Raw genomic sequence first — 10,684 nt, 5'->3', positions numbered from 1 at the left:
AAGACGCCTTGTAAAACATTAATTCTGTTACAAAACCCGCGGGTTGGCCTGAGTGTGCAAGTTGCGGATGGTAGATCGGCATCCGGTTTGCCACCGCTCGACGGCCGGCGGTACGCGCGTACTGGCGAAACGGGCCGCCGGCTTTACAGACGTCACCTTCCGGCAAGTGGCGGCCGGTTGGCCGAAAAGGGGAGTTGACTCGTCGCTCGGCATCGTTCTCAACCGTCACTCCCGGCTCGGTGCACGCCTTGAGTACGTGTGTCCCCGGGCAGCGGAGAAGCGCCGCGCGGCAGGGCGGAGATCGGGGAGGGGGCCGGAGCCGACCGGCGGCCTGGTGCGGCGGGCGGTCGCACTCCGGCGGAGACACCGGGCCGACAGGGGGCGAGCGAGGCGCTGACCTAGGCGAATGGGGTTCTTCCTGCAACCTGTCTGCCGGGCCGGACGGTTGACCTGCCGGGAGGGGATGCCCTGGATGCCCCTTGCCGACCCCTCAGGCCGTGTCCGGCCGCACGTCATGACGTCACGCAGAGCTACTCTATGACCGGAGCCACCCGATCGAGCCAGCCCGAACCGGGTAGCGCGCCGCCCCGAACCGGGTAGTGCTCCGGCCCGACCCGGGTAGTGAGCCGACTGGTCCGGGGGAGGGCGCAGTGCCCCACGAACCAGTGGACACCGACCCGCCCGGGCCCCGCCCGGCAGGTCACCCCACCAGGTCGGGGGAGCGCAGCAGCTGCGGTGGGATGTTCCAGGCGTCGACGAAGTCGGCCGCGAGAGGGCGGACCTTGCGGCACAGGTCGTTGACCTCACGGCGGATCGCCTTGGAGCGTTGCAGCGTCAGCCGGCCGTGTTCCATGAACCAGGCGCGGTCCGCCTCGATGGTGGAGAGGGCGAAGAGGTCGCACAGCAGCCCCAGCGCGACCTTGTTGTCACCATCGGGCAGTTGGCGCATCTTGTCGACGAACGCCTCGAGCACCAGCCGCTCGACGTGGGCGTGGGCCACCGCGATGACATGGTCCTGCACCCGGGAGAAGACGACGCCGGGGTGGACCTTCTGGTCCATCCCGCGCTTGAGCCGGCGCGCGGCACCGGCGAGCATGTGCTCCTCGCGGTAGCGGAGCATGGCCAGCTGGTACTCCGAATCGAACAGGCCCGCTTCCTGATCCCATTCGTCCCCGCCGGGCAGCAAGTCGCGTACCCGCTCGAGCAGTTTGTGGGCCGAGGTCTTCTCGATGACCGTTTCGACGGCGAGGTTGGTGACGTAGCGGACCATGCCGAGCTGGTCCATGCTCTCGAACTCGCTCGCGTAGTGGGTGAGCAGGCCCTTGGCCACCAGCTGGAGCAGTACGTGATTGTCGCCCTCGAAGGTCGCGAAGACGTCGCTGTCGGCCTTCAGCGCGGCGAACCGGTTGACGGCGAGATAGCCGGCGCCCCCGCACGCCTCACGGCACTCCTGGATCGTGCGCGTGGCATGCCAGGTGCCGAGCGCCTTGGTGCCTGCGGCCCGTGCCTCCAGCTCACGGCGTGCGTGCTCGTCGTCCACGTCCCCCGAGAAGACCTCGTGCAGTTGTGTACGCAGGACGTCCTGGGCGAAATGCAGCGCGTAGGTGCGTGCGATCAGCGGGAGCAGGCGGCGCTGGTGCATGCCGTAGTCGAGCAGCACCTGCTCTTCGCCGTCCGATGCCGCCTCGAACTGCCGCCGCCGATCGGCGTACTTGGTGGCGATGGTCAGAGCGACCTTGCTGGCGTTGACGGCGCCGCCGGCGACGCTGACCCGCCCCTGCACCAGCGTGCCGAGCATGGTGAAGAAGCGGCGGCCGGGGTTGTCGATCGGGCTCTGGTAGACACCCTCGGGCGTGACGTCGGCGAACTTGTTGAGCAGCGCCTCGCGCGGCACCCGCACGCCGTCGAACCAGATGCGGCCGTTGTCCACGCCGTTGAGCCCCATCTTGCGGCCGTCGTCCTCGATCCGGACGCCGGGGGCCACCTCACCCCCGACGCGGACCGGCACGACGAATGCGTGCACGCCCTGGTGCTCGCCGCCCACCTCCAGCTGGGCGAAGACGACCGCCAGCTCGGCGTGCCGGGCCGCGTTGCCGATGTAGTCCTTGCGCGCCTGGTCTCCGCCGGTGGTGATCACGAACTCCTGGCTGTCGGCGTCATACCGGGCCACGGTGCCGAGCGCCTGGACGTTGGAGCCGTGCCCCGTCTCGGTCATCGCGAAGCAGCCCATCAGCTCCCCGGTGATCAGACGCGGCAGGTAGGCCTCGTGGTGGCGCTTGGTGCCCAGGTGCAGGATCGCGCCGCCGAAGAGTCCGAACTGCACGCCGACCTTCACCAGGACCGAGAGATCACCGAAGGCGAGCGTCTCGAACGCGGCGATCGACGCGCCGATGTCGCCGCCACCGCCGTACTCCTTGGGGAAGCCCATGCCGGTCTGGCCCGTGGCCGCCATCTCCACGACGAGCTCGCGCACGCGCTCCCGGAACTCGTCGAAGCCGAGCTGCTCCGCTTCCTCCAGAACGCCCGCGTACGTCGTCAGGTTGGTGCGGACGAGGTCGCGGACCTCGGCGTATTCGCCGTCGAGCAACTCGGCGAGGGCCTGGACGTCGATGACGGGCTGCACGTAGCCATTCGGGGAGGCGGCGCTTTCGGTGACCATGTCGCCCTGCTACCCGGCCGCGCGGTGATCAAATCGGTCCTTTGGTCCATCCAGCGGCGCGGCGCGGCCGGGCTGCCGGCCGCGGCAGGGGCCGTCAGCCCTTCTTGATGCGGAACTGCTGGTCCGCCGCGCCGGTACAGCGTTCCGCGATCGCCTCGGCGCCCGCGGAGGTGTCGTCGCCGGCGATGCCGATACACCTGTTGCCCGGGCTCGGGCGCAGCCGGACCTTCTCGGCGCCTTCGGTGGTAGCGGCTTCGACACGGAACAAAGTCGCCTGGCCGCACTTCTGCCGCGGCTCGAGCATGCCCTTCACCGGGCCGCTGCCCATGATCGCCAGGCAGCCTTTCCCGTGCTGGGGGTGGTGCCACTGGATGCGGTAGAGGCCCTCACCGGCCGGTTCCAGGTAGACGCGGGGTACGGGGGCCTGCGCGCAGGGGAGCTGCACGGCGACGGCGCTGTCGTAAGCGCCTTCGCGGTCACGTCCGTCGGTCAGACACAGGTCCGGCGTACCGGCGGGCCGGATGGTCACCCAGCCGCCGTCGAGAGGGACGGAGGTGGTGGCCGCGGCAGCCGGGGCGCCGGAATCACCGGAGCTGTCGGGGAGTAAAGCCCAGGCACCCAGTGCGAGCAGCGGGACGACGAGCAAGGTCGCGAGCAGGGCTGTGCGGCTCTTGAACCGGCGCGCCCGCACGCCCGCGGCTTCGTCGCCCTGACGCTGAACCCCCGCCTCCGGGCCGGGCGCCGCGACGGACATCTCGGCAGCGCTATCGGCCGCGGTCGCGGCGGTGACGGCAGCGGTGCCGGCCGTGGCGGCAGCAGTGTCCGTAGTGTCCGGCGCGGCGGCAGCGGCCTCCGCCGCGATCCGGCCCCTGGCATCGAGCCAGGAGGCGACGTCCTGTCCGTCCCCGCAGGCGCGGATGAACGCGGCCAGCACATCGGGCCTCGGCAGGCTCGTCCGTCGCAGTACGTCCGCCAGCGTGCTGCGTGCCAGCACGTCGCCGTTACGGGCGGCCCGCTCCTCCAACTCGCGATAGGTCAGCCCCGAACGTTCCTTGAGCTTCCGCATCAGCTGGATGAAGCCGGCAGTATCGCGGGCTTCGTACGGCGACAACTCCCCTGGATCTCTCACGAACATCATCCTGCTGCCGCGGGCGCATCGGGGGAACGGTGGATCTAGCCGGGTCCGGGCTGTCCGGGACGTAATCCGGACAAGGCCCTGACCAGCCCGGACAGTCGGCTCCCATCCGGGACAGCCGGATGCTGTTGCCCCGGCCGATCCGCCCGCAGCAGTCTCATGAGTGCCTGGTCGGCCCACCAGCCACTTCCGCACAGCGGGATGCCGCCGTCGGCCGGATCCGGGCGACTCCACCTTTCCCCGCGGCTCAGCAACCTGAGCCGCGCCGTATTCAACTGAAAGAGAGTCCCATGCGTATACGACAGGCCCTCGCGGTAGCCGTCACCGGAGCCGCCCTCTCCCTCGGCGCGTCCATGCCCGCACAGGCTGCCCCGTCCGCCCCGCAGAGCGCGGCAGGCATCCCGTCGTGGTGTGTCGGGGGTGCTCAATGGTCGGACCGCAGCACCTACGGGGCGTCCTGTGACGTGGCCTTCGCGTACTACGCGAAGGTGAAGTGCTCGAACGGAAGCACGACGAAGACGGCCAGGGGTGTGGTCACCAACGACGGCCGCACGTCCTACGCCTACTGCACCGCCTTCGGGACGAGCTACCGGGTGGTGCCTGGCTCCGGTGGTCCCGTCAAGGCCTGACGCCATGCCAAGGCCTGACGCCATGTAGAGCTCGTGCGCCGTCGTGATCGGCGAGGGGGGATCACGACGGCGGCACGTCTGCATCCGGGTAGGTACGTGTCCGGATGCAGACGTGCCGCGGGGCTCTCAGTTCCGTGCGAGGAAGTCGGTGATGAGCTTCTGCCACTCCCGGGGGTGTTCGGCGAACGGCAGGTGCCCGGAGGGCAGTTCGGCGACCTCGGCGGTGGAGATACCCGCGGCGAGATCCCGCTGCAGGGCCGGGGAGACGAGCGGGTCGTTGGTGGTGACGACCACGAGAGTCGGCACCGCGATCCCGGCCAGGTCGGCGCGTACGTCGATGCGGCGGACGAGGTCGACGTGGTCTCCGGTACCGATCGGGATGTCGTGTGCGAGCTGCTCGGCGGACGCCTGGACCCGGGCGGGGGTCAGCGAATTCAGGGCGCTCTCGCTGAGGGCCATCAGGTTCAGGTAGCGGGCCAGCAGAGTGTGCTCGCCGGATTCGTAGAGCCGCTGCCATATGGAGGCGGCGAGATCCGTGCGGGTGTCGGCGTGGGCGAATGTCGCGCTCAGGACGAGTGCGGAGACCCGCTCCGGGTGCCGTGCGGCGAGCCGGATCGCGATGGCCCCGCCCAGCGAGTAGCCGCTGACCGCGAAGGTGGCGAGCTCTTCGGCGTCGGCCGCGGCGACCAACTGGTCCGCCAACTCGTCGGCATCCAGAGGGGCCCGGGCTTTCGGCGTCTTGCCGGTCCCCGGGAAGTCGACTCCGACGACGGTGTGCTCCGCGGCAAGACCGTCCAGGATCGGTCCGTAGTTGGCCTCGATCCCGCCGCCCGCGCCATGAGCGAGCAGGAGGCCGGGACCGGTGCCTCGGGTGGTGCGGGCGAAGTCGGCGAGTGCGGGTGCGGTGGTCACGGGTGGCCCCTTTCGAGAAGGCGTGGGATGCGCAGCGACGCGAACGCTTCTTTAGTGATCGCTAAAGCTGTGACGTCCGGGACGTTAGCAGATCCGCTGTAGCGATCGCTACAGCTGCGGTAGGCTCTGTTTCCGTGAGCAGTGAGAAGAACGCCGCGCCGTCCGCGTCCCGGCGAGCCCGGCGCGCGTTCGACCGCGACAAAGCCCTGGCCATCGCACTTCAGGAGTTCTGGACGCACGGATACGACACGACGTCCGTCGCCTCGCTCACCAAGGCGATGGGCATCAACCCGCCGAGTCTGTACGCCGCCTTCGGCGACAAGAAGCAGCTGTTCGACGAGGCGGTCGGGCTGTACACACGCACCTACGCGACCGGCCCGCCACAGGGCCCCGACGCCCGCACGGCCATCACGCGGATGCTCCGCCACCTCGCCGCCGACTACACCGACCCGGGCCACCCGCCGGGCTGCCTCATCATCACCGGAGCGACCAACTGCGCCCCCGGCTCGCAGGACGTGAAGGACAAACTGCGCGCCATGCGCGAGGAGTCCAAGGCGGCCATCGCCGACTGCATCCGCGCCGACATCGACGCCGAGCGGCTTCCGGCGGACACGGACGCCGACGGTCTCGCGGCCTTCTACGCCGCGGTCATCCAGGGAATGAACCAACAGGCATGGGACGGGGTCGGACAAGCGATGCTGGAGCGAGTCGCCGACGCGGCGATGGCCGCGTGGCCGGCGACGCGATGACCCTCGGCTCGTGCTCTCGAGGTCAGCGGCTGATGGCTGTCTCGTGCGTCAGGTGCGACAGCTTCTCGGGGTTGCGGACGTGGTAGGCGCCGGTGACACAGCCGTTCTCGACGCGCACGGCCAGGACGCCGTCGACCTGTCCGTTGACCCGGACCAGAAGAGCCGGACCGCCGTTGATCTGCACCGGTTCGAGCGACCTCGCGGCATCGCGTTTCCACCAGCCGCCGGCCAGGAGGCGGGCGACCTTGTCCGCGCCCACGATCGGCCGTAGCAGGGCATGGCGGACTCCGCCGCCGTCGCTGAGGGCGACGACATCGGGGGCGAGAATGTCGAGCAGGCTCTGCAGTTCGCCGGTCTCGACCGCTTTCTGGAAGGCCTGGAGCGCGGCCCTGGTCTGAGCGGGCGACGCGGTGCCGCGCGGTCGGCGCGCGGCGACGTGCGCCCGGGCCCGGTAGGCGAGCTGGCGGACCGCGGCCGGGCTCTTGCCGACGGCGTCGGCGATCTCGTCGTAAGCGAGGTCGAACACCTCGCGGAGCACGAACACCGCCCGTTCCACCGGCGCGAGCGTCTCAAGGACCAGCAGCATCGCCATCGAGACGCTGTCGGCCAGTTCGATGTCCTCCGCCACGTCCGGCGCGGTCAGCAGCGGCTCGGGCAGCCACGGTCCCACATAGGACTCCTTGCGCCTGCCGAGTGCGCGCACCCGGTCCAGCGCCTGCCGGGTGGCGATCTGCACCAGGTACGCGCGTTCCTTGCGCACCATCGCCGGATCGACGGCCGTCCACCGCAGCCAGGTCTCCTGCAGGACGTCCTCGGCGTCGGCGGCCGAACCGAGGATCTCGTAGGCGACGGTGAACAGCAGGTTGCGGTGGGCCAGGAACACCTCGGTGGCGCCCTCCGGCCTCTCTGCCGGGGCGCCCTGATCCAGCGGCCCGGGTGTGTCCGCGATCCGTCCGCCGCGCTCGTTCATGTCCCGCTCCCGCCTGTTCGCTTGCCCGCAGTGCTCCGCCATGGTCCGTGCACTGGACGCCGGTCGGTCCCGTTGCGTAACGCCCTTGCCGCGTGGCCTGCATCACACGGCCGCGAGTGTTACGGGCGGCGGGGGGGCCGACGTCTCGTGAGCGTCAGGACGCCGCGCGTACGCACAGCCAGTTCCGTGCGCCGACGTCCCGCACGGACACCTCCGGCACCCGAGAAAAAGGTGGAGCATGAGCATCACGAAGTTCGCCGTGGCAGGAGCAACCGGACGCCTGGGGCGCCACGTTGTGGACGTCCTCACGGAACGCGAGTACCAAGTGGTGTCGATGTCACGTGCCACCGGTGTGGACGTGATCACCGGCGAGGGACTGGCCGACGCGCTCACCGGTGTCGACGTCATCATCGATGTCGCGTCATGGCACGCATCCGAGCAGGAGGCCGCCACGGAGTTCTTCCGTACCGCCACCGGCAACCTGCACGAGGCCGGCCGGCGTGCGGGAGCCGACCGGATCGTCGCCGTGTCGATCATCGGCGCGGACAAGGCCACCGCGGGTTTCGTCGCCGCCCAGCAGGTGCACGAGGAGGCCGCCCTCGCCGGGCCGCTCGACGCCCGCATCCTGCGGGCCGCGCAGTTCCACGAATTCGTCGGCCAGCTCCTGGACTGGCAGCAGGGCGAGGTCGCCTACATCCCCGCTCTGCCCACTCAGCTCGTGGCCTGCCGCACCGTGGCCGAGACGCTGGTGGACCTGGCCGCCGACCCCGACGCCGCGCAGCCGGGCCCCGGAGTGCCGATCCCCGAGATCGCCGGGCCCCGCAAGGAGAGCATGTTCGAGGCGGCCGGACTTCTCGGCGCCCGCCGGGGCATCAAGGTGGTCGAGGTCGACGGCTCCGGTATGCCCGACGCCGAGATCGCGGCGGCCGGCGGGTTCCTGCCCGGCCCGCACGCCAAGCTCGCCGGCCCCACGTTCCGGGAATGGCTCGACGCCCGGTCCTGATGAGCCAGGCACAGCTATTTACGGCAAGTCCGGCATCCCGTACGTGACGCGCCGCCAACCCGAAGAGAGAAAAGGGGACTTCGATGCACGACACCTCTTCCCGGGGGGAGCCCCGCCCTGCCGGGTCGGGCGCTGGGGGGATGACTGCCAGGGGCGTGAAAGGCGGGGGCGCGCTCGCGCTGTTGCGAGTGGTAGCCGCCCTCGCCTGTCTCGAGACGCTGGTGCAGGGCCTCCTCGCCGGAATGCTGCTGAACGGCGACGTTGCCTCCATCGACCCGCACGGCATCAACGCGTACGTCTTCGAGTTGCTGGTGTCCCTCCAGGTCGTGGCGGCTGTCCTGGTCTGGCGCGGCAACCGCCGGCTGACGTGGCCGCTGAAGGCCGCCGTCGGCATCCTGGCGGCCACGTTCACGCAGACCGCGCTGGGACTGGCGAGCTCGCTCGCCGCGCACGTCACCCTCGGCGTGGCGTTGTGCGCGATGGAGACGGTGTTGGTCGTGCGGGCCTTCACGCTCCGTTCGGACCACCCGGTGTCGATACCCGCCTGAATGCCCGTGGGGGTGGGGCCGAGTCCCTCGACCCCACCCCGCCGCGGACCAGGCGTCGCAGCGCACGCCTGGCCACGGGCGCGTAGACCACAACCACCGGCGTCGGGCCTTCGATGCGCAGCTCGGCGATCGTGCCGGACGGGTCGCGGGGGAGTACGGCGTGCCACAGGCGCATCCGCACCGGGCCAAGCCGCACCCGCCACTGCCAGGTGTGGGCTTCATGGTCGACCGCCTCGACGACGAAGGCGACGCCCGGCCCCACCACGGGGCGCACCCGGCCGCGCATTCCCGCCCGCAGGTTCCGCTCGGCCTCCACCGAGCGGATCTGCGGAGCCCACGTCGACCAGGCCGTCGTGTCCGCGTACCGCTGCCACACCGTTCGCACACTCGCCGCGCCCGCGGCCCGCACCGTCCGTCGCATCTGCCCAGCCTGTCCCTACGGGGCAAAAGGCGCACTCCGCATCGCAGGCGCCGGCACGCCCATCCGCTGTTTGGCGGCGGCAACCTATCCGCTGTCACGAGGCGCGAGGCGCGAGGCGGTCCGCGACGGCCACGGCGTGGTCCCGCGGGCCGGCGACCCTCCCGGGGCCTCCCGGGCCCGTATCTCAGGCGCGCGGTCGGCGTCCCGGCCAGTCAGGATCTTCCTCGGCCACCGGCAGATCCCGGTGGCCTTCGTCCCAGGGGTTCGTCCAGCCGCAAACCCCGCAGGCGTAGCGCCCGCTGATGCCCGAGACCTGGGTGCCGCAGCCGCGACAGTCCGTCGTGGTGATCTCCTGTGACTCCAGGAACGCCATGGCCAGCGTGAGGGGTTGCTCGGGCGTCATGGCCTCGACCCTACCCGTGCAGGCGGTTTTCACCCGGCCTGCGATCGGCCGTGCCCTCGCCGGGCCGGGAGCGCCGGACCCGCAGGGCGGGCCGGGTCCCGATGCGCCGACCTGCCGCGCGGCCGTCGCGGGCGATCGTCTAGCCTGCCGCGCAGGCAGGAACTACGGGGGAGCGAACAGCACATGAGCAGGAATACGACCGTGCGCCGATCGGCGCGGATCATGGCCGGCGCCATGGCTTTGGGCGTACTGGCGGCGTGCGGCGGCACTGAATCGGACGGCGATGCGGCGATGGCGAGTGCCAGCGCTCCGACCGGGACGTTGACCGCCGAGGAGATCGAAGCCGCCATGGTCGACGGCGGTGACGTGCCGGACCATCAGGTGGGCGCCCGCGAAAAGGCCGACCGGTACGAGGAATCCGAGGTGGGCGCGACCCAGCCGGAGTGCGTGGTGCAGGCCAGGATGGCGCTCGGCATGAGCATCGGTGACCCGGTGGCAACGGCGCAGCGCACCGCGATGGGCAATCCGCGGGGAGCGAAGACCGTGGGGGGTGACCTCGTCAAGACGACGGTGACCTTGGCGACGTACAAGGGAAAGGGCAAGGACGAGGCCCTGTACGACATGGGCACTGCCAGTACGGCGTGTCGGCAGGGCTTCATCCTGAAGCTCCGCGGCAAGCAGACCCCGTTGCAGTCGCCGCAGCAGCAGATCGACCCCGAACGGCTCGACTTCGCCGAGGAATTCGGGTGGTACGTGCTCACCGGCGGACCGGGATCGGACGTCCCCACGCGCAAGGTGCTGATCGTGGGCTCCGGTCATACGCTCGGCTTCTTCAGCCGCACGTATCCCGGCGCGGACGCAGGTCCGGAGATGATGCCCTTCCCGGTCGACGTGGCGCGGGCCCAGTGGAAGAAGCTCGCCGCCGGCTGACGGGCCATGCGGCCTCGGCTCTCGCGGGGTCACCTGTATGGCGGGGTCAGCGCAACTTGAGCACTGTGTGATCGTTCAGGTGGGCATGAGGAACGCCAAGCGCGCCGCCGCTGCCCTGACCCTTGCCGCCGCTGCCCTTGGCGTGGCCGGTCCCGCCAGTGCGGACGAGGCCCCCCGGGAGGGGGGCCAGATCAACCTGCCCGACGATCCCGGCGAGGTCGTCGACGGGGTGCGCACGGGTCTTGATGTGGCGGCCATGGCCTGGGAGACGGCTGCTCGGTCCCGCTGAGCGGCCGTGCCGCATCCTGCCGTGCTACGTCCTGCC

12 protein-coding genes are annotated in these 10,684 nt (G+C 70.6%); 6 read left to right on the top strand and 6 right to left on the bottom strand.

From position 1 onward, the window contains the following. Positions 1-700 precede the first annotated feature (700 nt). Both IE226_RS04995 and IE226_RS04990 read right to left on the bottom strand, forming a co-directional pair. Positions 701-2,659: an acyl-CoA dehydrogenase family protein gene (locus tag IE226_RS04995; RefSeq protein ID WP_190079764.1), complete on the bottom strand. Its 1,959-nt coding sequence runs from the start codon at positions 2,657-2,659 to the stop codon at positions 701-703. Between the two features lie 94 nt (positions 2,660-2,753). Next, a complete protein-coding gene (locus IE226_RS04990; protein WP_373306890.1) occupies positions 2,754-3,794 on the bottom strand; it encodes a helix-turn-helix domain-containing protein in 1,041 nt (346 codons plus the stop codon). 290 nt (positions 3,795-4,084) lie between these two features. Here IE226_RS04990 and IE226_RS04985 point away from each other — a divergent pair, with 290 nt between their 5' ends. After that, positions 4,085-4,423 carry a hypothetical protein gene (locus IE226_RS04985; protein ID WP_190079763.1) on the top strand — a complete coding sequence of 113 codons (339 nt, stop codon included), beginning with the start codon at positions 4,085-4,087 and terminating at the stop codon, positions 4,421-4,423. Between the two features lie 126 nt (positions 4,424-4,549). On the opposite strand, the gene IE226_RS04980 is transcribed toward IE226_RS04985, so the two are convergent. Beyond that, positions 4,550-5,335 carry an alpha/beta fold hydrolase gene (locus tag IE226_RS04980; protein WP_190079762.1) on the bottom strand — a complete coding sequence of 262 codons (786 nt, stop codon included), beginning with the start codon at positions 5,333-5,335 and terminating at the stop codon, positions 4,550-4,552. A gap of 134 nt (positions 5,336-5,469) precedes the next feature. On the opposite strand from IE226_RS04980, the gene IE226_RS04975 reads away from it, so the two are divergent. Then, on the top strand, positions 5,470-6,084 hold the full coding sequence (locus tag IE226_RS04975; protein ID WP_190079761.1) for a TetR/AcrR family transcriptional regulator: 615 nt from the start codon (positions 5,470-5,472) through the stop codon (positions 6,082-6,084). A 22-nt stretch (positions 6,085-6,106) separates the two neighbouring features. Here IE226_RS04975 and IE226_RS04970 read toward each other — a convergent pair whose 3' ends face one another. Next, on the bottom strand, positions 6,107-7,054 hold the full coding sequence (locus IE226_RS04970) for an RNA polymerase sigma-70 factor (RefSeq protein ID WP_190079760.1): 948 nt from the start codon (positions 7,052-7,054) through the stop codon (positions 6,107-6,109). Between the two features lie 238 nt (positions 7,055-7,292). On the opposite strand from IE226_RS04970, the gene IE226_RS04965 reads away from it, so the two are divergent. Together IE226_RS04965 and IE226_RS04960 are read left to right on the top strand one after the other, a co-directional pair. Further along, on the top strand, positions 7,293-8,057 hold the full coding sequence (locus IE226_RS04965; protein WP_190079759.1) for an SDR family oxidoreductase: 765 nt from the start codon (positions 7,293-7,295) through the stop codon (positions 8,055-8,057). Between the two features lie 140 nt (positions 8,058-8,197). Beyond that, a complete protein-coding gene (locus IE226_RS04960; protein ID WP_190079758.1) occupies positions 8,198-8,605 on the top strand; it encodes a hypothetical protein in 408 nt (135 codons plus the stop codon). Here the strand turns inward: IE226_RS04960 and IE226_RS04955 are convergent. Then, positions 8,565-9,026 carry an SRPBCC family protein gene (locus IE226_RS04955; RefSeq protein WP_190079757.1) on the bottom strand — a complete coding sequence of 154 codons (462 nt, stop codon included), beginning with the start codon at positions 9,024-9,026 and terminating at the stop codon, positions 8,565-8,567. The genes IE226_RS04960 and IE226_RS04955 overlap by 41 nt on opposite strands. A gap of 184 nt (positions 9,027-9,210) precedes the next feature. After that, positions 9,211-9,429: a hypothetical protein gene (locus IE226_RS04950; protein ID WP_190079756.1), complete on the bottom strand. Its 219-nt coding sequence runs from the start codon at positions 9,427-9,429 to the stop codon at positions 9,211-9,213. A 183-nt stretch (positions 9,430-9,612) separates the two neighbouring features. On the opposite strand from IE226_RS04950, the gene IE226_RS04945 reads away from it, so the two are divergent. Together IE226_RS04945 and IE226_RS04940 are read left to right on the top strand one after the other, a co-directional pair. After that, positions 9,613-10,359 (top strand): hypothetical protein, encoded by a 747-nt coding sequence (locus IE226_RS04945; protein WP_190079755.1) that lies wholly within the window; start codon positions 9,613-9,615, stop codon positions 10,357-10,359. A gap of 85 nt (positions 10,360-10,444) precedes the next feature. Then, a complete protein-coding gene (locus IE226_RS04940; protein WP_190079754.1) occupies positions 10,445-10,648 on the top strand; it encodes a hypothetical protein in 204 nt (67 codons plus the stop codon). The last annotated feature ends 36 nt before the right edge of the window (positions 10,649-10,684 follow it).

The organism is Streptomyces longisporoflavus, from assembly GCF_014649775.1.
Taxonomy (GTDB): domain Bacteria; phylum Actinomycetota; class Actinomycetes; order Streptomycetales; family Streptomycetaceae; genus Streptomyces; species Streptomyces longisporoflavus.
This window is presented reverse-complemented; position numbering and strand designations above follow the sequence as displayed.

What these genes read in the sequence shown, in the direction of transcription:
- IE226_RS04945 (WP_190079755.1), top strand. Translation starts at nt 9,613, where the DNA reads ATGAGCAGGAATACGACCGTGCGCCGATCGGCGCGGATCATGGCCGGC.
- IE226_RS04940 (WP_190079754.1), top strand. Translation starts at nt 10,445, where the DNA reads ATGAGGAACGCCAAGCGCGCCGCCGCTGCCCTGACCCTTGCCGCCGCT.
- IE226_RS04955 (WP_190079757.1), bottom strand. Translation starts at nt 9,026, where the DNA reads ATGCGACGGACGGTGCGGGCCGCGGGCGCGGCGAGTGTGCGAACGGTG.
- IE226_RS04970 (WP_190079760.1), bottom strand. Translation starts at nt 7,054, where the DNA reads ATGAACGAGCGCGGCGGACGGATCGCGGACACACCCGGGCCGCTGGAT.
- IE226_RS04985 (WP_190079763.1), top strand. Translation starts at nt 4,085, where the DNA reads ATGCGTATACGACAGGCCCTCGCGGTAGCCGTCACCGGAGCCGCCCTC.
- IE226_RS04960 (WP_190079758.1), top strand. Translation starts at nt 8,198, where the DNA reads ATGACTGCCAGGGGCGTGAAAGGCGGGGGCGCGCTCGCGCTGTTGCGA.
- IE226_RS04995 (WP_190079764.1), bottom strand. Translation starts at nt 2,659, where the DNA reads ATGGTCACCGAAAGCGCCGCCTCCCCGAATGGCTACGTGCAGCCCGTC.
- IE226_RS04990 (WP_373306890.1), bottom strand. Translation starts at nt 3,794, where the DNA reads ATGTTCGTGAGAGATCCAGGGGAGTTGTCGCCGTACGAAGCCCGCGAT.
- IE226_RS04950 (WP_190079756.1), bottom strand. Translation starts at nt 9,429, where the DNA reads ATGACGCCCGAGCAACCCCTCACGCTGGCCATGGCGTTCCTGGAGTCA.
- IE226_RS04965 (WP_190079759.1), top strand. Translation starts at nt 7,293, where the DNA reads ATGAGCATCACGAAGTTCGCCGTGGCAGGAGCAACCGGACGCCTGGGG.